Source organism: Curtobacterium sp. Csp1, from assembly GCF_013347185.1.
In genome coordinates, this window is record NZ_CP054594.1 from 724748 (window position 1) to 750234 (window position 25487).

Genomic DNA, 25487 nt, shown 5'->3' on the forward strand with positions numbered 1-25487 from the left:
CTACGTGGGGCGCTGCTACCGTCGCTGCATGATCTCCGGGGGATTCGCCGTCGTCAGCATCGTCTACCTGCTCGTGGTCGTGGCACTCGCCGTGCTGACGATCGCACTCATCGTGCTCGTGTTCGCCGCGATCAAGGTGCTCCGCCTGTCCGCGATCGAGCGCGACCTGCGCATCGAGCGGCTCCGGTACAAGGCGAGCAAGCGGGCCTTCGACGGTCCTGCGCGCGGCACCGACACGGACGACTCCACCGACTAGCGGTCGCCCCGGTCACCCTCGGCGTCACCGGCACGCACCGCGGCGTACTGCTCCGCCCGCTCCGTCGCGGCCCAGGTCCCGAGCAGCGCCAGCGACCGCTCGGACTCGCTCCCGGGCTCGGCCGAGTACGAGAACATCGTCAGACCGGGGTCCGCGACGAGCTCGAGCGCCTCGAAGTCGAGTTCGAGCTCCCCGACGATCGGGTGCGCGATCCGCTTCTTCCCGCGTCGGTGCAGGCGTACGTCGTGCGCCGCCCACCACGTGCGGAACTCCTCGCTCCGCGTGGACAGCTCGCCGACCAGGGTCACCAGGCCGGGCTCGCACGGGTTCGCGACGGCAGCCGCACGGAGCACTGCCACGGCGTCGCGTGCCGTCGCCGCCCAGTCCGGGAAGAACTCGCGAGCCGCCGGGTCGAGGAACGTGAAGCGCGCGGTGTTCACCGGACGCCCGGGTCCGGCGAACATCGGGGCGTACAGCGCCCGGCCCAGCTCGTTCGTGGCGACGACGTCCCCGCGCTCGTTCCGCACCCACGCGGGCGCACCGGTGATCGCGTCGAGCAGCCGCTGCACACCCGGACGCACCCGGGTCGGGACGTTCCGGTGCATGACCTTCACGCCGGCGTTCGCCAGTCGCGCGAGGTCGAACAGGTGCACGCGCTCGTCCTCGTCGAGCTGCAGCGCTCCGGCGAGGCCCTCGAGCACGCTGTCCGAGACGCCCTTCAACGAGCCGCGTTCGAGTCGCGTGTAGTAGTCGACGCTCACCCCCGCGAGCATGGCGACCTCGTGCCGCCGCAGTCCCGGCACGCGTCGGACCCCACCGCCGAACGACGGCATGCCGACCAGGTCCGGAGTGAGTCGCGCTCGCCGTGAGGACAGGAAGTCACGGATCTCGTTGCGCACGTCGATGCCCATGCAGCGAGCCTACGTCGCGGGACCGGCCCCGAGACAGGTACCGCCAGTGCCGGTGACGCCCGTCGGGACGGCTCGCGACCGTCGCGGGGTGACCGACAGGCGGACTGGAGGCACGGTGCGGGCTGGCACCGCGCCTCCCGTCCGGTGGGTCAGACCTGGGCGACCGGGGCGGGCGGCTCTGCCGGCGCGGGCACGCGGGGGGTGATCCGCACTCGCGCGACACGGTGACCGTCCATGGCGCTGACCTCGAGCCGGTGGTCCCCGGCCTCGACGACGTCACCGACGCGGGGCACCCGGTCGAGGCGGACCTGCACGAGCCCGCCGACGGTCTCGTAGTCGCCGTCGGGCAGCTCCGGGCCACCGTCGGCGGCGAGGTCCTCGAGCACCGTCGCGCCGTCGATGCCGTCGGTCTCGGCCGCGGGCTCGTCGTACTCGACCGTGTCCCATTCGTCCCGGATGCGACCGACGAGGTCCTCGAGCAACGCCTCGAGCGTGACCATGCCGGAGCTGCCGCCGTACTCGTCCACGACGAGGGCGATCTGGTGTCCGTCGGTCCGCATGTCGGCGATCGCGCCGGAGAGCGACTTCGTCTCCGGCAGGGCGAGCACCGGCCGCACGAGCGTGGCGACCGACGCGGTCGGGTCGGCGGGGCGCAGGAGGTCGCGGAGGTGCACGAAGCCGGCGACGTCGTCGCGGGAGCCCGCGGTCACGAGGTACCGGGTGTGGCCGACCTCGATGGCGTGGTCCGTGGCGTCGGCGATCGTCATCGCGGCGTCGATCGTCGAGACGTCGTACCAGGGGCGCATCGACTCGCGGAGGATCCGGTCGCCGGCGTCGAGGGCGCTCCGGGCGATCCGGCGTCCCTGTGCGTCGATGGCGTCGTGGTCCTCGACCAGGCCGCGGAGCTCCTCGGTGCTCATCGACTCACTGCGGGCGTCCGGGTCGCCGCCGAGCAGCCGGACGACGGCGTTCGTGGTCTTCGACAGCACCCAGATGACCGGGCGCATGGCGGTCGCGAAGCGGTCGAGCGTCGGGGCGACGGCCATCGAGAAGCCCTCGGCGCGCTGCAGGGCGAGCCGCTTCGGGACGAGCTCGCCGAACACGAGCGACAGGTACGCGATGACGAGGGTCATCAGCACGAGGGCGATCGCCTCGGCGGCGCCCCGGTCGAGCCCGATCCCCATCAGCAGCGGGGCCACGTCCGGGGCGATCGACGACGCACCGTAGGCGGCCGAGAAGAACCCCGCCACCGTGACGCCGATCTGCACGGCGGACAGGAACCGGTTCGGGTCCCGGCCGAGCGCGGCGACCCGGGCCCCGCGGGAGCCACGGCGTTCGAGTTGCTGCAGCTGGGACTCACGGAGCGAGACGAGGGCGATCTCGGCGGCGGCGAACACGCCGCCGACGAGCACGAAGAGGATGACGAGCCCGAAGGCGATCCAGGTGTCGGTGCCCATCAGCGGGACACCTCGGTGGGTCGACGACGGGCGGGCGGTCTGTGGTGATCGTCCATGGCTGTGATCCTGCACAGGATCACTGGGACGTCACCGCACCGGTGCTGCACGAGTGCTGTGCATGCGGGGTGCGGCCCGACCTCAGGTCGTCAGGGAGCGGCCGATCCGGGCTTCGAGCCACGCTTCGGGGTCGATCGGGGTGACGCCGTCCATCAGGACCTCGAGGTGCAGATGCGCCCCGGTCGAGACCCCGGAGGACCCGACCTTGCCGATGAACTCCCCCGCCTCGACCGTGTCGCCTGCCTTGAGCGGCGACGAGCCCGGGATCATGTGCCCGTACAGCGTCGCGACCTTCCGGCCGTCGATGACGTGGTCGATGATGACCGCCGTGCCGTACGAGAAGTACGTACCGGAGACCCGGACCTTGCCCGCGGCGACGGCTCCGATCGGCGCCCCCATGCCCGGGTTGAAGTCGAGCCCCTGGTGCAGGGACGAGCAGGCGCCGCACGGGGCGGAGCGGTACCCGAAGCCCGAGCTCATCCGCACCGGACCGGGGAACGGCGACCGGACCTCGCCGCCGTAGGACACCGACGTGCCGGGTGAACCGGCCGTGCCGCCGCCGACGGTGAACCCGTCACGGTCGAGACCGTTCGCAGCGACGGCCTGGGTCACCGCGTAGTCCTGCGTGCGGATGATCGGCGCGATGGTCGACGTCGCGGTCGAGGACCCGACGCTCGCGTGCGCCGGCATCGCCGACGCGGCGAACATCGCGAGGGCCGCTGCCGCACTGGTGAGCGTGATGCGGCTGGCGCGGTGGCTGCGGATCGGGCGGGAGGCACGGGGGACGGCCTGCACCGGCGCAGAGCTCCGGCGGCGGACGACCTTGGTGATCCGGGCGTCCACGTGCTCGGTGGCGACGCGGGCGGCGGCGGTGCGCTCACCCGCGCGCTTCGTGGTCGGTGCGGGGGTCGCAGCCGTCGGGGCGGGGGCCGCAGCGGTCGAGGCGGGTGTCGCAGCTGCGGGAGCGGCGGTCGTGACCGCCCGAGCGGAGGCAACGGGGGCGCCGGGAGCGTCGGTGTGCGTGATGCGGGGGCGGGCGGAGCGGGGGCGGCGTGCGGGCTTCCGGGCCGCGGCGCGCTCGGCCTCGAGGGCAGCGCGACGGGACAGGTGCACGACCGGGGTCCCCGGCTGCTGCTGGTCGTGGTCGTGTGTCGTCGTCATGGCCGCCCACCATTCTGCACGAGTCTGTCGCTTTGTACAGGCCTCGTCGTGATCTTCCCGTTACCGAACGGCTGGGAGGCTCCTGATCCGATCCGTGCGCTGCGTGCCGGCTGGGGGCGGGATCGGTAGTGTCCGAGTCCAGCGACCGGAAGGACCTGCGCCATGGCCCGAACGCCGCGGGAGCGACACGAACCGATCGACCTCGCGACCGCCGAGGTCGTGCTCGCGGGTTCCCAGGAGCTGCTCCCGGTGCTCCGCGCCGCGGCCGTGCGGGCCGGGGTGGACGCCACCCGGATGCGCGTCGTCGGCGTGGACGACCTGCCCGATCCGCACTGCTCCGCCGAGGCCGAGCTCGCCGTCATCGCGATCCGCCGTCCCGGCGAGGACCCCGCGTTCCACCGTGCGCACGAGGCCGCCGAGCTCATCGCGCCGCTGCTCGCGCCGAACGCGGTCCGCGTCGTGATCACCGTCTCCGGGGTGACCCGGCTGGCGCCGAAGGTCGAGCGGACCCTGACGTCCGAGGTGCTGCACCAGATCGGCGCCGCGTCGGCGTCGTCGGGCTTCAAGCGCCCCTTCCGGAACCTGCGGGACCGCCTGGGCGTCGCGGGCCTGCGTGCGTCGGGCGTCCGGGTCTTCCGGATCACCGCCTGATCTGCCACTCGCTCGGTCATGCGTCCAAGCTGGCGCGCCGCTCCGGTTCAGGGGGCGTCGTCCGCCGAGCTGTGGACGCCTGACGCCTGCACCCCCGGGTGTGGAGGAGCATGGTGCGCCACGAGGGCGACGCTCCCCACGGCCACGACGAGCGCGAGCGCGCCGGCCGTCACGGTCGTCCCGAGTCGACGGAGGCGCGACCCGGATCGGCGAGAGCGCGGGGCGAAGCGGGCTGCCCCGCCACGCGGCTCCGGTCCGACGAGCCACGGTCCGGATCCGTCGGGGTCGTAGGAGAACGGCCCGGCGCCGTCCGGTGCTTACCGGTGCGGACCGCTGCCGTCCACCGCGTAGGTCGACCGCAGGTCGTCAGCGGTCCACCCGAAGTCGGCCGGCGTCCGTCGTGCCCTGCCCATGTCGCGCTCCTGTCGGTCCTGCGGGAGACCATGGAACGCGACATTCCCAAGAGCGTTCAATGTGCCTCCCGGACATCCGCTGGACGTCTGCCGGGGGCGAGCCGGACGCCTGTCGCAGACGCGCCGGACCAGGTATCTTGATGTCGAGACATCCCGCACCCCGAGTAGCGTGGACGTACCGACGGTTGAACAAGGGAGTACCCGCCAGCATGGCCAAGATCATCTACACCCTCACCGACGAGGCACCGTTCCTCGCGACCCACTCGTTCCTCCCGGTCGTCGAGGCGTTCGCCCGCACGGCCGGCGTCGACGTCGAGACGCGGGACATCTCGCTGTCCGGCCGGATCATCGCCCAGTTCCCCGAGCGCCTCAGTGACGAGCAGCGCCTGGACGACGCCCTGGCCGAGCTCGGCGAACTCGCGAAGACACCCGAGGCGAACATCATCAAGCTGCCGAACATCTCGGCGTCGATCCCGCAGCTCAAGGCCGCGATCAAGGAACTGCAGGCGCAGGGCTACGACCTACCCGCCTACCCGGACGAGCCCACCACGGACGAGGAGCGCGACGTCCGCGCCCGCTACGACCGCGTCAAGGGCAGTGCCGTCAACCCGGTGCTCCGCGAGGGCAACTCGGACCGTCGCGCGCCGCTGTCGGTGAAGAACTACGCCCGGAAGCACCCGCACCGCATGGGTGCGTGGAGCGCCGACTCGAAGACGAACGTCGTGACGATGGGCGTGGACGACTTCCGCTCGAACGAGCAGTCGTGGATCGCCCCCGCCGACGACACCCTGACCATCGAGTTCGTCGGCCAGGACGGCGAGACCACGGTCCTGAAGCAGTCGATCCCCGTCCTCGCCGGCGAGGTCGTCGACGGCACGGTGCTGCACGTCCGGGCGCTCGAGGCGTTCCTCCGTGACCAGATCGCCGCCGCGCAGGAGCAGGGCGTCCTGTTCTCCGTGCACCTCAAGGCCACGATGATGAAGGTCTCCGACCCGATCATCTTCGGCCACGTCATCCGGGCGTTCTTCCCGTCCGTGTTCGAGCGGTTCGGGGCCGACCTCGCCGCCGCCGGGCTGAATCCGAACGACGGCCTCGGCTCGATCCTCGCCGGGCTGGACAGCGTGCCGAACGGCGCAGCGATCAAGCAGGCGTTCGCGGACGGCATCGACGCCGGCCCCGAGCTCGCGATGGTCGACTCGGACAAGGGCATCACGAACCTGCACGTCCCGAGCGACGTCATCGTCGACGCCTCGATGCCGGCGATGATCCGCACCTCCGGCCACATGTGGGGCCCGGACGGCGAGGAGCACGACACCCTCGCGGTCATCCCCGACTCGAGCTACGCCGGCATCTACCAGGCCGTCATCGAGGACTGCCGCGCGAACGGCGCCTTCGACCCGTCGACCATGGGATCGGTGCCGAACGTCGGGCTCATGGCGCAGAAGGCCGAGGAGTACGGCTCGCACGACAAGACCTTCGAGGTCCCCGGTGCCGGTCGCGTCCGCGTGGTCACGAGCGGCGGCGAGACCGTCATCGAGCACGAGGTCGAGCAGGGCGACATCTGGCGCGCGTGCCAGACCAAGGACGTGGCGATCCGCGACTGGGTGAAGCTCGCGGTCACGCGTGCCCGCGCCACGGGTTCGCCCGCCGTGTTCTGGCTCGACGAGACCCGTGCGCACGACGCCAACCTGATCGGGCTCGTCCGCACGTACCTCGGCGACCACGACACCGACGGCCTGCAGATCGAGGTCATGTCGCCCGAGGACGCGATGCGCTTCTCGCTCGAGCGCATCCGTCGCGGCGAGGACATCATCTCGGTCACGGGCAACGTCCTCCGCGACTACCTCACCGACCTGTTCCCGATCATGGAGCTCGGCACCTCGGCGAAGATGCTCTCGGTCGTCCCGCTGCTCGGTGGCGGCGGGTTGTTCGAGACCGGTGCCGGCGGCTCGGCCCCGAAGCACGTGCAGCAGCTCGTCGAGCAGGACTACCTGCGCTGGGACTCCCTCGGTGAGTTCCTCGCGCTCGCGGTGTCGTTCGAGCACCTCGCGGGTGTGACGGGCAACGCGCGGGCGAAGGTCCTCGCGGACACGCTCGACCGCGCCACGGGCACGTTCCTCGACGAGAACAAGTCTCCGGGCCGCAAGATCGGCACGATCGACAACCGCGGCAGCCACTTTTACCTGGCGAAGTACTGGGCTGACGAGCTCGCCCGCCAGACCGAGGACGCCGAACTCGCAGCGGCGTTCCAGGGCCTCGCGGCGACGCTCGACGAGCACGAGCAGACCATCGTCGACGAACTCGTGGCCGTCCAGGGCAAGCCCGCCGACATCGGCGGGTACTACCGGCCGGACGACGCCAAGACGAGCGCCGTGATGCGCCCGTCGGCGACGCTCAACGAGGCGCTGGCCGCGCTGTAGACGCGCGCCGGGACGGACGGGAGGCACGGTGCCAGCTGGCACCGTGCCTCCCGTCCGTCTGTGCGCCCGCGCTGCTCAGCTGGCCCGCTGGCCCGCTGGCCCGCTGAGCGGGCCATTTCTGTCACGCTCGGGGCCGAGCGTGACAGAAATGGCTCGCGCCGCGGACATGAGCGGCATGTCGTGCCCACTTGTGCGCCCGCCCGCGCCCGCCCACTCGTGCGCCCGCCCGCTCCCGCCCGCTCGTGCGCCCGCCCGCTCGTGCGCCTGCCCGCCCGTGCCCGCTCGGGCGTGCGTGCCTGCGCGCGCCGCGCCCGCGTGCCCGCGCCTCAGCCCCGGGACGGCACCGGCGGCCCGACCACCAGCAGCCCCGAGAACACGAGCGCCACCGCGACGACCCCGATGCCCGCCGCCACCGCGGGCCGGCGCACCACGAAGAACAGCAGGCGGTCCCACACGCCCGAGCGCCCGTCCGGTGAGCGGCGCCAGGGGCCCTCGAGCATCCCGCGCCGGGCGACCGCGACCTCGAACGGCACCGTGGCGTAGGGCACGACCGCACTCGCCCACCCGAGCACGAGCGCCCCCGCCGACCAGCGCTGGTTCACCGCGACGACCGTCGTCACGACCAGGTACGCCAGGAACACGAAGCCGTGCACGCTCCCGCCGATCCGCACTCCCCAGTCGCCGGCGTCCAGCCCGTACTTCAGGACCATCCCGGCGATGAGCAGCGTCCAGGTCACGAGTTCGGCCACCGCGGCGGCACGGAACAGGGATCGGGGAGTCATGCCGACATGCTCGTGCACGAACCGGGGAGACCGCCGACATGGGCACGGTAGCGTCGGGGACATGTCAGCGCCGACCGAGAACCGTCCCCTGAACATCGTCGTCTGGAACGAGAACGTGCACGAGAGCCGCGGTGACGAGACCGTGCTCGGGCACTACCCGGACGGCATGCACACCGTGATCGCCGCCGCCCTGCGCGAGCAGCACCCGACCGCCGAGGTCGCGACCGCGACGCTGCAGGAACCCGAGCACGGCCTGACCGCGGAGCGCCTGGCGTCCACCGACGTCCTGTTCTGGTGGGGCCACGTCGCCCACGACCAGGTCGCGGACGAGGTCGTCGACCGCGTGGTCGAGGCGGTGCACGCGGGCATGGGGCTCGTGGTGCTGCACTCCGGGCACTACTCGAAGCCGTTCACCCGCCTGATGGGCACGACGTGCTCCTTGAAGTGGCGGAACGACGGGGAGCGCGAGCTCGTCTGGACGATCGCGCCGGAGCACCCGATCGCCGCCGGCGTCCCGCACCCGATCGTCATCGACCGCCAGGAGATGTACGGCGAGTACTTCGACATCCCGCGCCCCGACGAGGAGGTCTTCCTCTCGACCTTCGCCGGCGGCGAGGTGTTCCGGTCCGGCGTCGCCTACCGTCGTGGCCTCGGCCGGGTCTTCTACTTCTCGCCCGGCGACCAGGAGTACCCCGTCTACCACCACCCGGACGTCCAGCGGGTGCTCGGGAACGCCGCTGCCTGGGCCACCCCGACCTCGGCGCGCCGGACGCTCAGCGCGGACCCCCACCCGCGGGACTGGTTCCTCGCCGGTGGAGCGGGTACAACGGAGGGGTGACCGACCAGCTCGACGGTGCGGACCGGCGCACCGCCGTCATCGAGGCGCTCGACGTCCTCGGCGCGGGTCCGGAGGAGCGGTTCGACCGCATCACCCGGATGACGCACGAGGCGTTCGGCGTGCCCCTGACGTTCCTCAACCTCGTCCACCACGACGTCGTCACGACGCAGTCGACCTTCGGGTGGCACCAGGGGACGAGCGTCCCGGCGAGCGAGCAGTTCTGCGCGACGACGGTGCTCACGCCCGAGCCGATGGTGATCCCCGACACGGCGCTCGACCCGCGCTTCGCCCACACCGCCGCGGTCGCCGAGCACGGCATCCGCTTCTACGCGGGCGCGCCGCTCAGCACGCTCGACGGCACCCGGGTCGGCACCCTGTGCGTGATGGACGCGCAGCCGCGTGAGTTCTCCGCCGCGGACGTCGCCCTGCTCCGTGACCTCGCGCGCTGGGCGGAGCGCGAGCTCGTCCACTCGATCGAACGCGCGCGGGTCCAGCGGGTGCTCACGGGGCTGCTGCCGGAGCCGCTCGTGCTGCCCGGCGGGACCGTGGACGGACTGGTCGTCCCGCACGAACGCGGCGGGGACCTCGTCGACTGGCGGGTCGCGTCCGACGGTGCGCTGCACGCGACGGTCGGCTCGGTGGCCGCCGCCGGTCGCGCCGCGGCGCTCCTCGCAGCCTCGGCACGCGCCGCGGTCGTCGCCCGCACGGACGTCGCGGTGGACGCGGCGATCACCGGCCTGGAGGCACAGCTCACCCCCGACCTGTCGGCTGCGGGGGCCGTCGGGTCACTGCTGCACGTGCGGCTCGACCCGACGGACGGCCGCGTCACGTGGGCGGACGCGGGCCACGGGCTCGCGCTGCTCGCGCGCACGGACGGGTCGGTGACGCCGATCCGCTCGACGGACCGACCGTTCGGCATGCAGCGCACCGGGCACCGGCGCACCGCGGGGTCGACCGAACTCGGGCACGGGGACCGCGTCGTGCTGCTGACGGCCGGGGCGCTCGCGCTCGCCGGGGTGACGGACGTCGAGGGCTTCGGCGACGTGGTGGCCGCGCACCCGGACGACCTGCTCGGACACCTGCGCGCCCTGCTGCCGGTGGACGGTGCCGGACGGGACCTCGCGGTCGTGCAGGTCCGCCGGACCTGACGCGCGCCGGATCCGTCAGCGGACGGTGCTGCGCCGGGCGCGGTCCGGGCCGCCCGTGAGCGTGACGACCAGGAGCGTGCCGAGCAGCGCGAACCCGGCGAGCTCGACGCCGAGTCCCGCGGTCTTCCAGTACGCGCTGCCGACGACCTGCGGCTGCGTGATCGCGTCCGGCCACCACTGGTCGAGCGTCGGCACGGTGCCCGGGAACGGGTCGAGCCCGAGGACCACGAGCCCGCCGAGCAGCAGCACGACCCCGAGGCCCGCCATCGCGGCCCGGGACCGGTGCAGCATCCGGACGACGAGCGCGGCGGCCATCCCGGCGAAGCCGACGACGGCGATCAGGAACGCGATCACGACGACGGGCTGGGGGGCCAGCGCGACCCAGTCGAGCACGGCGATCGGCAGCAGCAGCCACCGACCCGCTCGTGCCCAGGTCCGTGGGCTCCGCCATCGCTCCATGCCGGTCACCGTACGACAGTGCGCCGGGGGGTCCCCTGAGGACCCCGGAGCACACGCCCCGCGTCGCTACGATCGACTGCATGGCGCAGGACGGCAGGGTTCGGCAGCAGCGTGCGGTGGCGACCCGGGCGGCCCTCATCCGGGCGGCCGCCGGCGAGTTCGACGAGCGCGGGTACCGCGGGGCGTCGATGGACGGGGTGGCCGAGCGCGCCGGGCTGACCAAGGGCGCGCTGTACTTCCACTTCCGCTCGAAGGCCGACATCGCCGGCGCCGTGATCGCCGAGCAGCACGAGGTCTCGCGTCGGTACGCCGAGCAGGCGGCGCTCCGCGGCACCACACCGCTCGAGTCGCTCATGTGGATGTCGCAGAGCGTCGCGACGCAGATGGTCCGCGAGGTCGTCGTGTCCGCCGGCATCCGACTGTCGACCGACGAGCACGCGGTCGACGTCCCCCGGCGCGACCCCTACACGGACTGGATGCACCACACCGCGACCGTCGTCCGCCGGGCGATCGACGCTGGCGAGGTCGACCCGTCGTGGGACCCGGAGCTCGTCGGGCGCGTGATCAGCCCCGCGTACACCGGGGTGCAGATGGTGTCGGACCTGCTGCACGACCGCGCGGACCTGTACGAGCGGCTCCGCGAACTCTGGTCGGTCCTGCTCTCCGGGATCGTCACGGAGCAGACCCGCCCGGCGATCCCCCGCCTCGTCGCGATCATCGCGCCGGACCCCGCCCCGGCCGACTGAGCGACGCGGGTCCCCCCAGGGACACCCACGTCGTCTGGGTGTGAGGATACCAAGGAGTACGTTTCCGCTCGATCCCCCGTTCACGGGGAATCGAGGATCGTTCCACTACCGTGACCGGATGCCCACTCCGCCCGCCGAACACGACGTCGACGTCGCACTCGTGGCGGCCCTGCTCCGGGACCAGCACCCCGACCTCGCGGACCTGCCGCTGCGGGTCGCCGCGAACGGCTGGGACAACGTGCTCGTGCGTGCCGGGGACGACCTGGCGGTGCGACTCCCCCGCCGCGCCGCCGCAGCCGTCCTCGTCGAGCACGAGCAGCGCTGGCTGCCGGACCTCGCGGCGCTCGTCGCGGACGTCGTCCCGGTCCCGGCGCCCGTGCGCACCGGCCGCCCCGCGCTCGGCTACCCGTGGTCGTGGAGCGTCGTCCCCTGGTTCGCGGGCACCCCGGCCGGACCGGTCGCGCAGGGCGAGCGGGTCGCCCGGGCGCTCGCCGCGTTCGTCCAGCTGCTGCACGTCCCCGCACCGGCGGACGCGCCCGTGAACCCGGTCCGTGCGGTGCCCCTCGCGACCCGCGACGCGGCGGTCCGCGCGCGCCTGGACGGACCCGGCGTGCCGCGGGCCTTGGCCTTGGGCGAGGCCTGGCGGACCGCGGTGGCCGCACCCGCGCACCACGGGCCTCCCGTCTGGGTGCACGGCGACCTGCACCCCTGCAACCTGCTCGTGACCGACGACGCCGACGGCGCACGCCGCCTGGCGGCGGTCGTCGACTTCGGCGACGTGACCGCGGGCGACCCCGCCGTGGACCTCGCGACCCGCTGGCTGACGCTCGACCGGGAGGCGCGGCGCACCTTCACGACGGCCGTCGCGGCCGACGACGCCACCTGGACGCGCGCCCGGGGGTGGGCGGTCGCCATCGCCTCGGCGCTCGCCACGAGCGACGAACACGCCTTGCGGACGGTCGCGGCACGGGCCATCGACGCGGTGCTGGACGACTGAGGTCGCACGGGCTTATCGTTCCCTCACCTGTCCGTGCACTGGAGATCGGAGGGGCCTGATGACCCTCGAGTTCCGCGTCCCGCACGACGTCGACACCGACGCCTCCCCCGCCCCGTCCGCCCCCGCCGCAGATCGTCCGCGGCACGGACTCCGTGCACTCCTCGACCGCTGGGCGGTCCGCCGAGCCGCGGCGCGCGACCGACGGATCGTCGAGCACCTCCGGGAGCTCGACGACCTGCAGCGCCTGCTCACCACCGCGCGCGAGGTCGTCGAGCGCGGCTGGACCCAGCACGCGTGGTTCGCGTACCTCGACGAGCACGGACGGGTCCGCAAGGCCTCGAGTGCCGCGGCGATGGACGTCCAGGGCCGGCCGCTCGTCGCCGCGTGCCTGGTCGGCGCGGTCGTCTCCGCCGCCGGTGGTCCGCAGGCGGTGCACTCGCAGCCGGTGCAGCGGGCGCTCGACCTGGTCTGGCACGCACTGGCCCGTGACGAGGGACAGACGGTCGCCTGGTGTCCCGCACCGGACCTGCGGATGGCCCGGGTCCGCGACCTGACGAGCTGGAACGACGCCCCGACGCGCACGGCCGCCGAGGTCGCGTCGCTGCTCCTGACCGCGGAACGCGTCGCGGTGCACGAGTCGGAGCGCGTGCAGGCCCGACGGGTGGCAGCATCGGCGACATGACGAGTGCCGATCCGGTCCCCGAGGTCGCCCCCGCCCAGCCGACGGCGTCGATCGCCGCGACCGGCCTGTCGTCGCTGTCCGCCGAGGGCACCACGCCCACGACGGACGCGGCGATGGTCAAGGAGACGCTGCACCGGTACCTGCAGAAGCACCGCGCCGCGCTGCTCGCGAAGCTCGACGGGCTCGCCGAGCGGCAGGCCCGGTGGCCGCTGACCCCGACCGGGACGAACGTGCTCGGCCTGGTCAAGCACGTCGCGGGCGTGCAGGCCGGGTACCTCGGGCTCGTGTTCGACCGGCCGCTGCCGGACGCCCCGGCCTGGCTCGACTCGTGGGACGGCGCCGACATGTACGCGTCGCTCGACGAGTCGATGGCCGACGTCGTCGCGTTCCACCACCGGAGCGCCGCGCACGCCGACGCGACGATCGCGGCGCTCGACCTCGACGCCCGCGGGGTCGTCCCGTGGTGGCCGGAGGACCGCCGCGAGGTCACGCTCCACCGGATCCTCGTGCACATGGCGTACGAGACCGCCCGGCACGCGGGGCACGCCGACATCGTCCGCGAGATGCTCGACGGTCTGGCCGGCGACGGGGACGGCAACCTCGCCGCGAAGACGCCCGACGAGTGGGCGACGTGGCGGGCGCACCTGGTCGACATCGCCCAGCGGTCCGGGTTGCCGCGGTCCGACCGATAGCCGAGGGTCGTTCGGTATCGTTACCACTCTCCCAGGTTGACACCGAGGGGTACGTCCTGACCAGGGGTTCTCGTCTGGGCGAACGCCCAGGAACGTCCTGTTCCGAACCTTTGCCGTTGTACAAGTACGGGGTGTCCTGCGTACGGTCGGACGGGTTCGTGCCCCGTCGAGTGGGGCGTTCGGCCGACAGGGAGGGGTGCCCACCCGTGTTCCAGTACGTCTCGGAGCGATGGGACCAGATCTGGTTCTCGTCGTGGCAGCACTTCTCGCTGGTGGTCCAGTGCACGGTGCTCGCGACGCTCATCGCCGTGGTGCTCGCCACGCTCGTGTACCGCAGTCCACGGCTCAGCTCGGCCGCCAACGCGATCTCGGCGATCGGCCTCACGCTGCCGTCCTTCGCCGTCATCGGCCTGCTCATCGTGCCGCTCGGGTTTGGCGTCGTGCCCTCCGTCGTCACGGTCGTCTTCTTCGCCACGCTGCCGATCCTGCGGAACGCCGTCGTCGGGCTCGCCGAGATCCCGCCGACCGTGGTGGAGTCCGCCCGCGGCATCGGGATGAGCCGGATCCGCACGCTCGTGCAGGTCGAGCTCCCGATGGCGTGGCCGATCATCCTCAGCGGCGTGCGGGTCTCCGCGCAGATGGTGATGGGCATCGCCGCGATCGCCGCCTACGCACTCGGCCCCGGACTCGGCGGCTTCATCTTCTCGGGCCTCTCCCGCCTCGGCGGGGCGAACGCCCTGAACTCGGTCGTCATCGGGGTCATCGGGGTCGTCCTGCTCGCCCTCGTCCTCGACCTGCTCCTCATCGGCCTCGGCCGCCTGACCACCTCGAGAGGTATCCGTGTCCAGCACTGACCACGCCACCACCGACCACGCATCCGGCACCGCGCCCGAGGGGGACGTGACCGGCCGGAGCATCCTGCTCGACGAGGTCACCAAGCGCTACCCGGGCCAGCAGAAGCCCGCCGTCGACGGCATCACGCTCGAGATCCCGGCCGGCAAGGTCGTCATGCTCGTCGGCCCGTCCGGCTGCGGCAAGACCACGACCCTCAAGATGATCAACCGGCTCATCGAGCCGACCGAGGGCCGCATCGTCGTCGGCGACGAGGACGTCACGAGCATCGACGGCGACGAGCTCCGCCGCCGCATGGGCTACGTCATCCAGGCCGGGGGACTCTTCCCGCACATGACGGTCGCCGCGAACATCGCGATCGTGCCGAAGATGCTCGGCTGGTCGAAGGAGAAGATCGCGGCGCGCGTCGACGAGCTGCTCGACCTCGTCTCGCTCGACCCGGACACCTACCGCGACCGCTTCCCCCGCGAGCTCTCCGGCGGCCAGCAGCAGCGCGTGGGCGTCGCCCGAGCGCTCGCCGCGGACCCGCCCGTCCTGCTCATGGACGAGCCCTTCGGTGCCGTCGACCCGATCACCCGGCAGCGCCTGCAGGACGAGCTCCTGCGCATCCAGGAGGAGCTGCACAAGACGATCGTCATCGTCACGCACGACTTCGACGAGGCCGTGAAGCTCGGTGACTGGATCGTGATCTTCACCGAGGGCGCGCACATCGTGCAGTACGACACCCCGGAGCGGATCCTCGCGGAACCGGCCAACGAGTTCGTCGAGAACTTCATCGGCTCGGGCGCCGGGCTCAAGCAGCTGACGCTGAACCGCGTCCGCGACGTCGAGCTCGCCCCCGCGGTGACCTGCTCGGCCGGCGAGGAGACGAAGGCCGTGCTGCAGCGGATGGACGAGGCCGGCGGGCACCAGCACGCCGTCGTCGTCGACCGGCGCCAGCGTCCGGTGGGGTGGCCGACCCGCCGCCAGCTCGAGCGCCTGACCCGGGTGCCCGAGGGGATCGAGCCCGACCTGCCCGTCGTGGGCGAGGCCGCGACGCTCAACGACGCACTCGACACCATGCTCGTGTCGAGTGCCGGTGCGGCGCTCGTCACCGGTCGCGGCGAGTCCTTCCGCGGCGTCATCACCGTCGAGACCGTGATGGACGCCATCACCCGGTCCCGCGCGGCCGCCGCGTCCGACCAGGCGTACGCCCCGGTCGGCACGAACACGAACCCGATCGAGACCCTGCCGTCCTCGCCGGCAGCGCCGACCATCGCTGCCTCCGGGGAGGAACTGTGACCGCGGTCGCCACCGGCCCGGCCACGGGCGCCGGGACCGCCGAGCGCACCCCGTGGAAGGGCCTGCTCGTCCAGCCGATCGCGATCCTGGTCGTCCTCGCCGGGTTCGTCGTCTGGCTCGCCACGGCGGACCTGACGGCGACCGAGCGCTCGACGCTCAACCCGAGCGGCATCCTGGACCTGACCGGGCAGCACCTCGTGCTCACCCTGCAGGCGACGGTGCTCGTGCTCGTGATCGGCATCCCGCTCGGCGTGCTGCTCACCCGCGGGCCGTTCCGTCGAGCGAGCACGGCCGTGATCGCCGTCGCGAACTTCGGTCAGGCGGCCCCCGCGGTCGGGCTCATCGTGCTGCTCGCGGCGTGGCTCGGACTGAACAGCTGGTCCGCGGTCGTCGCCCTCGTGCTCTACGCGATCTTGCCGGTGCTCCGGAACACGATGCTCGGCGTGCAGAGCGTCGACGAGCGGCTCGTCGAGGCCGGGCGGGGCATGGGCATGAGCGCCTTCGCCGTCCTGCTCAAGGTCGAGCTGCCGCTGGCCGTGCCGGTGATGCTCTCCGGCATCCGCACGGCGCTCGTGCTGCTCGTCGGCACCGCGAGCCTGGCGACCTTCGTCGGCGCCGGTGGCCTCGGCCTGCTCATCACGACGGGCGTGAACCTGTTCCTGCCGAAGGTGCTCGTCTCCGGAGCGCTCCTCGTGGCGCTCCTCGCCCTCACCATCGACTGGATCGGCCGTGTCGTCGAGACGGTCGCGCGACCGAAGGGACTCCGATGACCCCCGACAGCCCGACCCGCAGCTCGAGCCGCAGCTCGAGCCGAGCCGACGCTGCGGGCGCACCCCGTGCCTCCCGTCCGTCGGTCCGTCGCCGCGTCCTGACCGCCGCCGCCGTGGCGGGGGCGAGCGCCCTCGCCCTGACCGGCTGCGGCCTGCAGCCCGCCGCGTCCTTCGTCCCCGGTGCCGCACCCGGCTCGATCCAGCGGATCGACGACCTGCCCGACGACGCGCACCTGACGGTGACGTCGAAGAACTTCACCGAGCAGCTCGTGCTCGGCAAGATCGCGGTGCTCGCCGCGAAGGCCGCCGGGTTCGACGTCACGGACGAGACGAACGTGCCGGGATCGGTCGCGGTGCGCGAGCTGATGACCTCGCACGGTGCGGACTTCACGTACGAGTACACGGGCACCGCCTGGCTGACCTTCATGGGCCACGAGCAGGGGATCCCGGACAAGACCGAGCAGTGGCAGGCGGTCAAGCAGGAGGACGCGGGCAACGGGCTGACCTGGCTCGAGCCGGCGCCGATGAACAACACGTACGCGTTCGCGGTCCGGGACGAGGCCGTGTCCGAGCTCGGCGACGTGCAGACCCTGTCGGACATCACGAAGCTGCCGCTCGACCAGCGCACGTTCTGCGTGGAGTCGGAGTTCAACTCGCGTGCGGACGGCTTCAAGCCGATGCTCGAGAAGTACGGGCTGGAGCTCGGCGGTTCGGGGGAGAACGGCGTGCCGACCTCGAACGTCAGCATCCTCGACACCGGGACCGTCTACACGGCGACCGACCGGGGCAAGTGCAACTTCGGCGAGGTGTTCACGACGGACGGGCGCATCAAGTCGCTCGGGCTGACCGTGCTCGAGGACGACCGCGGGTTCTTCCCGGCGTACAACGTGGCTCCCGTGATCGACTCGGCGACGCTGCGCGAGTACCCGCAGCTCCGCGACGTGTACGACCAGATCTCGCCGAAGCTGACGGACGCCGTGCTGCAGGAGCTGAACCGGCAGGTCGACGTCGAGGGGCGGGAGCCCGCGGACGTGGCGTTCGACTGGATGGTGCGGGAGGGCTTCATCACGAAGCCGTAGCGGGCTGCGCGCGGGCGCCGGTGCGCGGGCGCCGGTGCGGGGGCGCGCGGGTTCGCGGGTTCGCGGGTTCGCGTGGGTGAGCAGAAGACGTCGGGTCCTCGAAGGAGACCCGACGTCTTCTGCTCACCCACGGGATGCGGCGGGTGCCGACGGACGGACTGGAGGCACGGGGCCGGTCAGGCCAGGCGGGTCGCGGTGTCGCGGATGGTCGCCACCAGGCGCGCGCGCACGTCGGCGGGGTCCGACCCGTCACCCTTCGCGGCACTGCGGAGCCCGGTCATGCACATGCCGAGGAGCATCTCGGCGGCCTCGGGCGTCGCCGCGTCCGGACCCCAGGCCGGGTCGCGCGCGAGGATCGTGCGGACGGCCCCGGTCATCGCCTCGGCCACCAGGGTCATCCGGGCGACCTGCCGGCGCATGAGCTGGGGGAAGCGGACGACGACCTCCTTGCGGTCGACGCGCTCGGACTCGTCGCCGAACGAGTCGCCGAACACCAGGAACGCCAGGTCCACGACCGCCTCGACCACCGGACGCCCGGCCACGGCCTGCAGGTGCGCGTCGAGGGTCTCCGGGGACAGGTCGAGCTCGGTGTGCCCGAGGACCGCGTCCTCCTTGCTCTCGAAATAGTTGAAGAAGGTGCGCGGCGAGACGTCCGCGCGCGCGGCGATCTGCTCGATCGTGGTGCGGTCGAGGTCGTGCTCGAGGGCGAGGGACCGGGCCGCCCCGGCGATGCGGCGGCGGGTCTCGAGGCGCTTGCGGTCGCGCAGGCCCATCGTGGGCACGGGCGCGGTGTCGGACATGGCTCGACTGTAACCGTCGGCGGGCTGCAGAAGTACAGTGTGTGCAAACTTGCAGGGACGCAGGGTGTTCTCCGGAGCGCGGCCCGTCCGTCGCGATCCGGACCGGACGGCGGGGCGACGCGTGCATAGTGTCGGACGCGTGGCGGCATCCGGACGGGACCTCGGGGACGGGTACACGCTCACGCTCCGCGACCTGACCACGGTCGACGCCGTGCACGAGCTGGTGCAGGCGAACCTCGACCGGCTCCGGACCGCCGAGCCGTGGGCGTGGGCGCCGACGAGCCGCGACGACATGCTGCGGTACACCGAGCAGCTGCTCGGGCAGTACGCCATGGACCGGGCGGTGCCGTGCGTCGTCCGGTCGGCGGAGCGCGTCGTCGGGGTGGCGTCCCTGGCGGTCGACCCGTACCTCGGGCAGGCGTCGCTCGGCTACTGGATCGATGCCGACTTCGAGGGCCGGGGGATCGTGCGGCGTGCTGCGTCCGTGCTCGTGGGGGTCGCCCGCGAACGCCGGGCGGCGCGGGTGGAGATCCGGACCGGCGTCGACAACGTCCGGAGCCGAGCGCTCGCGGAACGCCTCGGCTTCGTGCACGAGGGGACCCTGCGGAGCGCGTTGCCGCTCGGTCCTCGGCGGATCGACGTCGCGGTGTACGGCCTGGTGTTCTGACGCTGCGTGGCTGCGTGGCTGCGTGGCTGCGTGGCTGCGCGGGCTCGAGCGGAGGGGCCTGCGCGCGTGCCGGATCAGCGGCCCTGGGTCGCCCCGGTCCACACCGCGAAGGCGCCGCCGACCACCAGGAGCACGAGGAGCAGGACCCAGACCGCGAGCGCGACGAGGTTGAGCAGGATGCCCCACCCGGCGCGTCCGCGGGCCAGGGGTTCCCGACTCCGCGACGCGATGCCCAGGCAGAGCCCGACGACCGGGGCGAGGAACGTCCAGCCGGCCAGGAGCGAGCAGATGCCGAGGACGAGGCTCGCGGTTCCGAGACCGGTGCGGGGGGAGTGCGGCGTGGTGTCCATGTCCTCGACGGTAGGGAACCGCCGACGGTCGTGCGTCCCTCCGCGGTGTGATCCCCGGGTCCCCCTGCGGACGGACGGCCGAGCGCCGGTATCGTCGGAGCATGGCCCTGTTCGGACGACGCAACAAGCACGACGTGCGCGACCGCCCCGTGAGCCAGGTGGAGTTGAAGCGTGCCGTGGACGAGGGGTTCCTCATCGCGAAGGCCGCGATCGTGGTCGCCGTGGCGAACCGGATCATCACGAACTCCCTGCGTGACCAGGGGTACTTCGACCACGCCGTGATTGCCGAGGCCACGCGCGAGGAACTCCACCGCATGGCCGAGGAAGAACGCGGGGACGCCGCCCGGATGCGGGAGATCCGCGCGACCTCGAGCAAGCAGAAGGGCCGGTCGCGGCACCAGCACGACTACAAGCGCGGCGACGACCTGAAGCTCCGCACCCGTGAGGCCACGTACGAGCAGCTCGCGACGATGCTCGACCGCCGCCGGGACGACCAGGGCTTCGTCGACGGGATCGTCCTGCAGGCGCGAGCACGGGCGTGGGACGACATCGGCACGACCGTCGTCGGGCGGCTCGGGTGGGCGCAGCGTCCGACCGAGGGCTACGAGGTCGGCCGGGACGAGCGCGTGCAGCAGATGCTCGACGAGGACTTCGCGGCGCTGCTCGCCGAGCACCCGGTGGGGGAGTCGCCCGCGACGACCCCGGCGGACGCCGACGAGCCGGACGACCTCGACGCCCCCGACGAGGGCACCGACCCGGCCGACGCGGACGCCGCTCGCCCCTGACCGCACCCGAGGCCACCGGTCCCTAGGCTCGACCCATGGTGGATGCGGTGGTCGTCGGAGCCGGACCGAACGGACTCGCGGCGGCGGTGACGCTCGCACGCGCGGGCCTGTCGGTCGAGGTCGTCGAGCGGAACGACACGATCGGCGGCGGCGCCCGGACGGCCGAGCTCACGCTGCCGGGCTTCCACCACGACGTCTGCTCCGCCGTGCACCCGATGGCGCTGCAGTCCGAGTTCTTCCGGCTGTTCCGCATGGAGGACCGCATCGAGCTCCGGCTGCCCGAGGTGCAGTACGGGCACCCGCTCGACCGCGGCGACGCCGGCATCGCGTACCAGGACATCGACCGGACGGCGGCGGCCCTCGGGCTCGACGGCCCGGCGTTCCGGAACCTCATGGCGCCGCTCGCACGCAGCGCCGACCGGGTCGCGGACTTCGCCACCGACGCCCTGCTCCACGTCCCGCGGCACCCCCTCACCGTGCTGCGCTTCGGACTCCGGGCCCTCGAGCAGGGCTCCGCGGCCTGGAACGTGCGCTTCCGCGAGCAGGTCGCCCCCGCGATGGTGTCCGGCGTCGCCGCGCACTCGATCCAGCACATGCCGTCGCTGTCCACCGCGGCCGCGGCCCTGTCGCTCGGCTCGTACGCGCACGCCCGGGGCTGGCCGGTGCCGATCGGCGGCAGCCAGGCGATCGTCGACGCGCTCGCCGCGGACCTGCTCGCACACGGCGGGCGGATCGAGACCGGACGGGAGATCCGGTCCCTCGGCGACCTCACCCCGGCCAAGGCGGTGCTCTTCGACACGAGCGTGCCGGGCATGCTGCGGATCGCCGGGAAGCAGATCCCGACGCCGAAGCGCGGGGCACTGCGGCGCTTCCGGTTCGGGAACGCGGCGGCCAAGGTCGACTTCGCCCTGTCGGACCCGGTGCCGTGGACGAACGCGGAGCTCCGGAAGGCCGGGACGGTCCACATCGGTGGGACCCGGTCGGAGATCGCGGCCGCCGAGCACGCCGTGGCGCACGGCCGGCACGCGGACCGACCGTACGTCCTCGGGAGCGAGCCGACGGTGGTCGACCCCGGTCGGGCGCCGCGCGGCAAGCACGTCTTCTGGGCGTACGCGCACGTGCCCGCGGGCTCGGACGTCGACCCGACCGAGGCCGTGGTACGGCAGGTCGAGCGGTTCGCGCCGGGGTTCCGCGACACGATCCTGCAGTCGGCCAGCCGGACCGCCGTGCAGATGGCCGAGTACAACCCGAACTACGTCGGCGGGGACATCGCCGCCGGCGCCGCGAGCTTCTGGCAGCTCGTGAAGCGCCCCGTCCTGTCGAGCGACCCGTGGCGGATGGGCGGCGGCATGTACCTGTGCTCGGAGGCGGCCGCCCCCGGGCCCGGCGTGCACGGCATGGCGGGGTGGCACGCCGCCCGGAGCGTGCTGCGGCACACGTTCGGTCTGTCCGAGCACGTCGACCTCGCACCGGAGGAGTGACCATGGCCAAGAACGTCAGGAACCTGCGCTGCAGCCCGGAGGACGTCTTCGACGTGCTCCGCGACGGCTGGCTCTACCCGACCTGGGTGGTCGGCGCCTCGCGCATGCGCGGCCAGGACCCGGGCTGGCCCGCGGTCGGCACCGAGCTGCACCACTCGTTCGGCATCTGGCCGTTCCTGATCAACGACACGACGACCGTCCTCGAGGTCGACGAGCCGCGCCGCCTGGTGATCCAGGCGAAGGGCTGGCCCGTGGGCGAGGCCCGCGTCGAGGTCACGGTCGAGGACCACCCGCGCGGCTGCCGGGTCACCCTGCGGGAGGACCCGGTCCGCGGTCCCGGGGCGCTCGTCCCGGGGTTCATCGCGCAGCCCGGCATCTGGTTCCGGAACAACGAGAGCATCCGGCGGCTCCGCTGGGTCGCGGAGGGCCGCTCGCGGAACGGGTGACGTGACGGCCTGGAGGACCGTGGCGGGGCCCGCCCCGATCCTCCAGGCCGTCATCGGGTCACCCTTCGCGACTGAAGGCGCTCGCCCGCCGCACCTGGTCGTCCGTCAGGGCGACCCCCGTGTACCGCTCGAACTGGCGGGCCGCCTGGAGCGCGATGACCTCGGCCCCGGTGACGACCTGCTTGCCGGCCGCGCGTCCGGCACGCACCAGCGGCGTCTCGGAGGGGAAGGCGACGACGTCGAAGACGGTCGTCGCCGCGTCGATCCGGTCCTGCTCGAAGGCGAGCACGTCCTGCTCGTCGCCGCGCATGCCGAGCGGCGTGACGTTCACCAGGACGTCGGCCTCCGGCGCCTGCTGCTCGGACGCGACCCAGTCGAAGCCGTACTGCTCGGCGAGGGCGGGACCGGCCTCGGTGTTGCGCGCGACGACCGTCAGGCGCTCGAAGCCCGCGCCGCGGAACGCCGCCGTGACGGCCTTCGCCATGCCCCCGGAGCCGCGGAGCACCACGCGGGATGCGCGGTCGACGCCGTGGGTGTCGAGCAGGGACGCGACGGCCTCGTAGTCGGTGTTCGAGGCGGTGAGCACACCGTCGTCGTTCACCACGGTGTTGACGGACCGGATCGCTTCGGCCGAGGGCTCGACGACGTCGACGAGGGGGATGACCGCCTCCTTGAAGGGCATCGACACCGAGCAGCCGCGGATGCCGAGCGCACGGATGCCGGTCACGGCGCCGGGCAGGTCCGTCGTCGTGAAGGCCTTGTAGGCGAAGTTCAGGCCGAGCTCGTCGTAGAGGAAGTTGTGGAAGCGGGTGCCGATGTTGCTCGGTCGTGCGGCCAGCGAGATGCAGACCTGCATGTCCTTATTGAGGATGGGCATGGGTCGAGTGTCCCACGGACATGCCGATGGAGCGGTCCACTCTGTGCGCTGACCGCCTGCCCGTCCGGACGGGTTAGTGTGGCGGGGTGCCGGTCTCCGTCTTCGATCTGTTCAGCGTCGGGATCGGCCCGTCGAGTTCCCACACCGTCGGGCCGATGCGTGCCGGAGCGGCCTTCGCGGCCCGGCTGGCCGGGGCACCCGTGGCGACGCTCGACGTCCACCTGTACGGCTCGCTCGCGTCCACGGGGCAGGGACACGGCACGCTCGGTGCGGTCCTCGCCGGCCTGATGGGCTCCGACCCGGAGACGGTCGACCCGGACGCGATGGCGGCCGCGCTGGCCGAGCTCGAGCGGACGGGGGAGCTGCCGCTGGCCGGGGGACCGACCGTGCCCTTCCGGCAGGCCGACATCGTGCTGCACCCGCTCACCATGCTGCCGCGACACCCCAACGCGATGCGCCTGGGTGCCCGCGACGCCGCGGGCACCGTGCTCTGCGAGGAGACGTACTACTCGATCGGCGGCGGGTTCGTCACGAGCGACACCGAGGGCGCCGTGGCCGAGGCCGCCATCCCCGTCGACGACGCCGTGCCCCACGCGTTCTCGAGCGGCGCCGAGCTGCTCGCCGCCTGCGCCGCGACCGGCCTGCCCGTCAGCGGCATCGCGATGGCGAACGAGACCGCCTCGCGCACCGAGGAGCAGGTCCGGGCGGGACTCCTGCACGTGCACGACGTGATGCGCGCGAGCGTCGACCGGAGCATCCGCCGCACCGGGACCCTGCCGGGCGGGCTGACCGTCCGTCGGCGCGCCGCGAACTGGTACGAGCAGCTCACCCGCGACGACCCGCACCACGACCCGCTGTTCGCGATGGAGTGGGTCAACCTGACGGCGATGGCGGTCAACGAGGAGAACGCCACCGGCGGCCGGGTCGTCACGGCGCCGACGAACGGTGCCGCCGGGATCATCCCCGCGGTGCTGTACTACGCGCTCACGTACGTGTCCGAGGTCGCCCCGGACGACCGCGACGACGCGGTGGTCCGCTTCCTGCTGACCGCCGGGGCGATCGGCTCGATCTACAAGGAGCGGGCGTCGATCTCCGGCGCCGAGGTCGGGTGCCAGGGCGAGGTCGGTTCCGCGGCGTCGATGGCGGCCGCCGGGCTCGCCGAGGTGCTCGGTGGGACGCCCGAGCAGGTCGAGAACGCGGCCGAGATCGCCATGGAGCACAACCTCGGGCTGACCTGCGACCCGATCGGCGGGCTCGTGCAGATCCCGTGCATCGAGCGGAACGCCATCGCGGCGAACAAGGCGATCAACGCGGCGCGGATGGCCCTGCGGGGCGACGGCGTGCACCACGTCTCGCTCGACCAGGTCGTCGAGACCATGCGGCAGACCGGCGCGGACATGTCGACGAAGTACAAGGAGACCGCGATGGGCGGGCTCGCGGTGAACGTCCCGCTCTGCTGACGCGCTGCCGCGCTGCCGCCCTGCTGCCCTGCTGGGTCCGGACGCACGAACGCCCCCACCGTTGCCGGAGGGGGCGTTCGACGGTCCTGCCGCGGTCAGGCGCGGCTGCCGCGACGGCCCGTGATGAGGCCCCAGATGACGAGCACGACGAGCGCGCCCAGGATCGCGATGATCCACGACTGGATGCTGAAGAAGCCGTTGTACCCGACGCCGAAGACTGCGCCGCCGATCCAGCCGCCGATGAGGGCACCGATCACGCCGAGCACGAGGGTGGCCAGCCAGCCGCCGCCCTGACGACCCGGGAGGATCAGCTTGGCGATGGCACCGGCGATGAGGCCGAGGAGGATGAAGCCGAGGAAGCTCATGGTGATGTCCTTTCAGACGTGGGGGGTGTTGCGTCGTGGGCCGGAGGATCCGACCCGGGGTGCGTCAGGACGCGAGGTCGACCGCGGGGACGAGCGGCTCGTTGCCCGGAGCCGACGACGTCTGGGCACGCAGGAGCGCAGCCATGTCGATCGGCTCGGTGGGGAGGTGTTCGGAACGCATCGCCTGTCCTCCGGTCGTTTCAGTAGTTTGACTAACTACTTGTACTCCTGGCCTGCTCCACGGGTTCCCAGCACGTGCTGGTGTGCGTTTCCTGGACCATTCCCGTGTGGCTCCTCGGAGTCACTCCTCGAGCATCTCCAGGCGGGTCGACCCCGGAGCGACGTGGTGCTGCCCGTCGTCGGCGCGGACGATGAGCGAGGGGCGGTCGCCGGCGTCGAGGACGTCCACCGCGGTGCCCGCGACCGTCCGCCCGCGGTCCCGGTAGCGGACCACGGCGTGGATCGGCACTTCGTCCGGGTCCACCGGCCGCCAGCCGAGCGGTCGCGCGGTGTTCGTTGCCATCCGGACATCATGGCGGCTGTCCACTTCACGCACCCAATCGACGAGCGCGGCTCACCTGCACGCGGCTGCCCCGCGCCCGGT

Annotated in this window: 28 protein-coding genes; 18 read left to right on the forward strand and 10 right to left on the reverse strand. The window is 72.7% G+C overall.

The genetic code is table 11. The features are described 5' to 3' along the window. The first annotated feature begins 28 nt into the window (after positions 1-28). On the forward strand, positions 29-256 hold the full coding sequence (locus HUN58_RS03635) for a hypothetical protein (RefSeq protein ID WP_114849264.1): 228 nt from the start codon (positions 29-31) through the stop codon (positions 254-256). Here the strand turns inward: HUN58_RS03635 and HUN58_RS03640 are convergent. From HUN58_RS03640 to HUN58_RS03650, 3 genes are all read right to left on the reverse strand, one after another. Then, positions 253-1167, reverse strand: coding sequence for a helix-turn-helix transcriptional regulator (locus tag HUN58_RS03640; RefSeq protein WP_181819176.1), 915 nt, complete (start codon positions 1165-1167; stop codon positions 253-255). The genes HUN58_RS03635 and HUN58_RS03640 overlap by 4 nt on opposite strands. A 149-nt stretch (positions 1168-1316) precedes the next feature. Then, complete coding sequence (locus HUN58_RS03645; RefSeq protein ID WP_208745411.1) at positions 1317-2624, reverse strand: hemolysin family protein; 1308 nt, start codon at positions 2622-2624, stop codon at positions 1317-1319. 138 nt (positions 2625-2762) lie between these two features. After that, positions 2763-3842, reverse strand: a complete 1080-nt coding sequence (locus HUN58_RS03650; RefSeq protein WP_208745412.1) for a M23 family metallopeptidase — start codon at positions 3840-3842, stop codon at positions 2763-2765. A 162-nt stretch (positions 3843-4004) separates the two neighbouring features. On the opposite strand from HUN58_RS03650, the gene HUN58_RS03655 reads away from it, so the two are divergent. Then, positions 4005-4493: a hypothetical protein gene (locus HUN58_RS03655; RefSeq protein WP_114849267.1), complete on the forward strand. Its 489-nt coding sequence runs from the start codon at positions 4005-4007 to the stop codon at positions 4491-4493. 622 nt (positions 4494-5115) lie between these two features. After that, positions 5116-7326, forward strand: coding sequence for an NADP-dependent isocitrate dehydrogenase (locus HUN58_RS03660; protein WP_180225930.1), 2211 nt, complete (start codon positions 5116-5118; stop codon positions 7324-7326). A 326-nt stretch (positions 7327-7652) separates the two neighbouring features. Here HUN58_RS03660 and HUN58_RS03665 read toward each other — a convergent pair whose 3' ends face one another. Beyond that, a complete protein-coding gene (locus HUN58_RS03665; RefSeq protein WP_114849270.1) occupies positions 7653-8108 on the reverse strand; it encodes a DUF3817 domain-containing protein in 456 nt (151 codons plus the stop codon). 61 nt (positions 8109-8169) lie between these two features. On the opposite strand from HUN58_RS03665, the gene HUN58_RS03670 reads away from it, so the two are divergent. After that, positions 8170-8946, forward strand: coding sequence for a ThuA domain-containing protein (locus HUN58_RS03670; protein ID WP_180225932.1), 777 nt, complete (start codon positions 8170-8172; stop codon positions 8944-8946). Beyond that, complete coding sequence (locus tag HUN58_RS03675; RefSeq protein WP_180225933.1) at positions 8943-10094, forward strand: GAF domain-containing protein; 1152 nt, start codon at positions 8943-8945, stop codon at positions 10092-10094. The genes HUN58_RS03670 and HUN58_RS03675 overlap by 4 nt, the downstream gene beginning before the upstream one ends. Positions 10095-10109: 15 nt before the next feature. Here HUN58_RS03675 and HUN58_RS03680 read toward each other — a convergent pair whose 3' ends face one another. Further along, complete coding sequence (locus HUN58_RS03680; protein ID WP_180225934.1) at positions 10110-10553, reverse strand: hypothetical protein; 444 nt, start codon at positions 10551-10553, stop codon at positions 10110-10112. Between the two features lie 80 nt (positions 10554-10633). On the opposite strand from HUN58_RS03680, the gene HUN58_RS03685 reads away from it, so the two are divergent. The 8 genes from HUN58_RS03685 to HUN58_RS03720 all read left to right on the forward strand — a co-directional run bounded on the left by HUN58_RS03685 (position 10634) and on the right by HUN58_RS03720 (position 17652). Further along, positions 10634-11299 (forward strand): ScbR family autoregulator-binding transcription factor, encoded by a 666-nt coding sequence (locus HUN58_RS03685; RefSeq protein WP_083519857.1) that lies wholly within the window; start codon positions 10634-10636, stop codon positions 11297-11299. A gap of 118 nt (positions 11300-11417) precedes the next feature. Beyond that, the gene (locus HUN58_RS03690) at positions 11418-12296 is read left to right on the forward strand and encodes an aminoglycoside phosphotransferase family protein (RefSeq protein ID WP_114849273.1); all 879 of its coding nucleotides are present in this window, start codon (positions 11418-11420) and stop codon (positions 12294-12296) included. 58 nt (positions 12297-12354) lie between these two features. Next, positions 12355-12978, forward strand: a complete 624-nt coding sequence (locus HUN58_RS03695) for a hypothetical protein (RefSeq protein ID WP_180225935.1) — start codon at positions 12355-12357, stop codon at positions 12976-12978. Next, entirely contained in the window at positions 12975-13670 is a 696-nt protein-coding gene (locus tag HUN58_RS03700) for a DinB family protein (protein WP_180225936.1), read from the forward strand. Before HUN58_RS03695 ends, HUN58_RS03700 begins: the two co-directional genes overlap by 4 nt. A 206-nt stretch (positions 13671-13876) precedes the next feature. After that, a complete protein-coding gene (locus tag HUN58_RS03705) occupies positions 13877-14524 on the forward strand; it encodes an ABC transporter permease (protein ID WP_180225937.1) in 648 nt (215 codons plus the stop codon). Next, entirely contained in the window at positions 14511-15803 is a 1293-nt protein-coding gene (locus HUN58_RS03710; protein ID WP_114849277.1) for an ABC transporter ATP-binding protein, read from the forward strand. The genes HUN58_RS03705 and HUN58_RS03710 overlap by 14 nt, the downstream gene beginning before the upstream one ends. Next, positions 15800-16573: an ABC transporter permease gene (locus HUN58_RS03715; protein ID WP_174777277.1), complete on the forward strand. Its 774-nt coding sequence runs from the start codon at positions 15800-15802 to the stop codon at positions 16571-16573. The genes HUN58_RS03710 and HUN58_RS03715 overlap by 4 nt, the downstream gene beginning before the upstream one ends. After that, the gene (locus HUN58_RS03720; RefSeq protein WP_180225938.1) at positions 16570-17652 is read left to right on the forward strand and encodes a glycine betaine ABC transporter substrate-binding protein; all 1083 of its coding nucleotides are present in this window, start codon (positions 16570-16572) and stop codon (positions 17650-17652) included. The genes HUN58_RS03715 and HUN58_RS03720 overlap by 4 nt, the downstream gene beginning before the upstream one ends. Positions 17653-17828: 176 nt before the next feature. Here HUN58_RS03720 and HUN58_RS20210 read toward each other — a convergent pair whose 3' ends face one another. Then, positions 17829-18452, reverse strand: a complete 624-nt coding sequence (locus HUN58_RS20210) for a TetR/AcrR family transcriptional regulator (protein WP_058741306.1) — start codon at positions 18450-18452, stop codon at positions 17829-17831. 139 nt (positions 18453-18591) lie between these two features. Between HUN58_RS20210 and HUN58_RS03730 the strand changes: the two genes are divergently transcribed. Further along, the gene (locus HUN58_RS03730; protein ID WP_180225939.1) at positions 18592-19119 is read left to right on the forward strand and encodes a GNAT family N-acetyltransferase; all 528 of its coding nucleotides are present in this window, start codon (positions 18592-18594) and stop codon (positions 19117-19119) included. 74 nt (positions 19120-19193) lie between these two features. Here the strand turns inward: HUN58_RS03730 and HUN58_RS03735 are convergent, their stop codons facing one another. Beyond that, the gene (locus tag HUN58_RS03735; RefSeq protein ID WP_114849281.1) at positions 19194-19469 is read right to left on the reverse strand and encodes a hypothetical protein; all 276 of its coding nucleotides are present in this window, start codon (positions 19467-19469) and stop codon (positions 19194-19196) included. Positions 19470-19570: 101 nt separating this feature from the next. Here HUN58_RS03735 and HUN58_RS03740 point away from each other — a divergent pair, with 101 nt between their 5' ends. The 3 genes from HUN58_RS03740 to HUN58_RS03750 are packed head-to-tail and all read left to right on the forward strand — an operon-like array spanning position 19571 to position 22181. After that, positions 19571-20254 (forward strand): hypothetical protein, encoded by a 684-nt coding sequence (locus HUN58_RS03740; RefSeq protein WP_058741309.1) that lies wholly within the window; start codon positions 19571-19573, stop codon positions 20252-20254. A gap of 35 nt (positions 20255-20289) precedes the next feature. Continuing rightward, positions 20290-21735, forward strand: coding sequence for an NAD(P)/FAD-dependent oxidoreductase (locus tag HUN58_RS03745; protein WP_180225940.1), 1446 nt, complete (start codon positions 20290-20292; stop codon positions 21733-21735). A 2-nt stretch (positions 21736-21737) separates the two neighbouring features. After that, on the forward strand, positions 21738-22181 hold the full coding sequence (locus tag HUN58_RS03750; protein WP_180225941.1) for an SRPBCC family protein: 444 nt from the start codon (positions 21738-21740) through the stop codon (positions 22179-22181). Positions 22182-22239: 58 nt separating this feature from the next. Here the strand turns inward: HUN58_RS03750 and HUN58_RS03755 are convergent, their stop codons facing one another. Beyond that, positions 22240-23058, reverse strand: a complete 819-nt coding sequence (locus HUN58_RS03755; RefSeq protein ID WP_180225942.1) for a shikimate 5-dehydrogenase — start codon at positions 23056-23058, stop codon at positions 22240-22242. An 86-nt stretch (positions 23059-23144) separates the two neighbouring features. Between HUN58_RS03755 and HUN58_RS03760 the strand changes: the two genes are divergently transcribed. Beyond that, the gene (locus HUN58_RS03760) at positions 23145-24518 is read left to right on the forward strand and encodes an L-serine ammonia-lyase (protein ID WP_180225943.1); all 1374 of its coding nucleotides are present in this window, start codon (positions 23145-23147) and stop codon (positions 24516-24518) included. A 95-nt stretch (positions 24519-24613) separates the two neighbouring features. On the opposite strand, the gene HUN58_RS03765 is transcribed toward HUN58_RS03760, so the two are convergent. Together HUN58_RS03765 and HUN58_RS03770 are read right to left on the reverse strand one after the other, a co-directional pair. After that, the gene (locus HUN58_RS03765; RefSeq protein ID WP_058741314.1) at positions 24614-24883 is read right to left on the reverse strand and encodes a GlsB/YeaQ/YmgE family stress response membrane protein; all 270 of its coding nucleotides are present in this window, start codon (positions 24881-24883) and stop codon (positions 24614-24616) included. 301 nt (positions 24884-25184) lie between these two features. Then, on the reverse strand, positions 25185-25406 hold the full coding sequence (locus HUN58_RS03770) for a hypothetical protein (RefSeq protein ID WP_180225944.1): 222 nt from the start codon (positions 25404-25406) through the stop codon (positions 25185-25187). Between the last annotated feature and the right edge of the window lie 81 nt (positions 25407-25487).

Coding starts and splice junctions, on each gene's coding strand:
- HUN58_RS03635 (WP_114849264.1), top strand. CDS start 29: ATGATCTCCGGGGGATTCGCCGTCGTCAGCATCGTCTACCTGCTCGTG.
- HUN58_RS03640 (WP_181819176.1), bottom strand. CDS start 1,167: ATGGGCATCGACGTGCGCAACGAGATCCGTGACTTCCTGTCCTCACGG.
- HUN58_RS03645 (WP_208745411.1), bottom strand. CDS start 2,624: ATGGGCACCGACACCTGGATCGCCTTCGGGCTCGTCATCCTCTTCGTG.
- HUN58_RS03650 (WP_208745412.1), bottom strand. CDS start 3,842: ATGACGACGACACACGACCACGACCAGCAGCAGCCGGGGACCCCGGTC.
- HUN58_RS03655 (WP_114849267.1), top strand. CDS start 4,005: ATGGCCCGAACGCCGCGGGAGCGACACGAACCGATCGACCTCGCGACC.
- HUN58_RS03660 (WP_180225930.1), top strand. CDS start 5,116: ATGGCCAAGATCATCTACACCCTCACCGACGAGGCACCGTTCCTCGCG.
- HUN58_RS03665 (WP_114849270.1), bottom strand. CDS start 8,108: ATGACTCCCCGATCCCTGTTCCGTGCCGCCGCGGTGGCCGAACTCGTG.
- HUN58_RS03670 (WP_180225932.1), top strand. CDS start 8,170: ATGTCAGCGCCGACCGAGAACCGTCCCCTGAACATCGTCGTCTGGAAC.
- HUN58_RS03680 (WP_180225934.1), bottom strand. CDS start 10,553: ATGGAGCGATGGCGGAGCCCACGGACCTGGGCACGAGCGGGTCGGTGG.
- HUN58_RS03685 (WP_083519857.1), top strand. CDS start 10,634: ATGGCGCAGGACGGCAGGGTTCGGCAGCAGCGTGCGGTGGCGACCCGG.
- HUN58_RS03690 (WP_114849273.1), top strand. CDS start 11,418: ATGCCCACTCCGCCCGCCGAACACGACGTCGACGTCGCACTCGTGGCG.
- HUN58_RS03695 (WP_180225935.1), top strand. CDS start 12,355: ATGACCCTCGAGTTCCGCGTCCCGCACGACGTCGACACCGACGCCTCC.
- HUN58_RS03700 (WP_180225936.1), top strand. CDS start 12,975: ATGACGAGTGCCGATCCGGTCCCCGAGGTCGCCCCCGCCCAGCCGACG.
- HUN58_RS03720 (WP_180225938.1), top strand. CDS start 16,570: ATGACCCCCGACAGCCCGACCCGCAGCTCGAGCCGCAGCTCGAGCCGA.
- HUN58_RS20210 (WP_058741306.1), bottom strand. CDS start 18,452: ATGTCCGACACCGCGCCCGTGCCCACGATGGGCCTGCGCGACCGCAAG.
- HUN58_RS03735 (WP_114849281.1), bottom strand. CDS start 19,469: ATGGACACCACGCCGCACTCCCCCCGCACCGGTCTCGGAACCGCGAGC.
- HUN58_RS03740 (WP_058741309.1), top strand. CDS start 19,571: ATGGCCCTGTTCGGACGACGCAACAAGCACGACGTGCGCGACCGCCCC.
- HUN58_RS03745 (WP_180225940.1), top strand. CDS start 20,290: ATGGTGGATGCGGTGGTCGTCGGAGCCGGACCGAACGGACTCGCGGCG.
- HUN58_RS03750 (WP_180225941.1), top strand. CDS start 21,738: ATGGCCAAGAACGTCAGGAACCTGCGCTGCAGCCCGGAGGACGTCTTC.
- HUN58_RS03755 (WP_180225942.1), bottom strand. CDS start 23,058: ATGCCCATCCTCAATAAGGACATGCAGGTCTGCATCTCGCTGGCCGCA.
- HUN58_RS03765 (WP_058741314.1), bottom strand. CDS start 24,883: ATGAGCTTCCTCGGCTTCATCCTCCTCGGCCTCATCGCCGGTGCCATC.
- HUN58_RS03770 (WP_180225944.1), bottom strand. CDS start 25,406: ATGGCAACGAACACCGCGCGACCGCTCGGCTGGCGGCCGGTGGACCCG.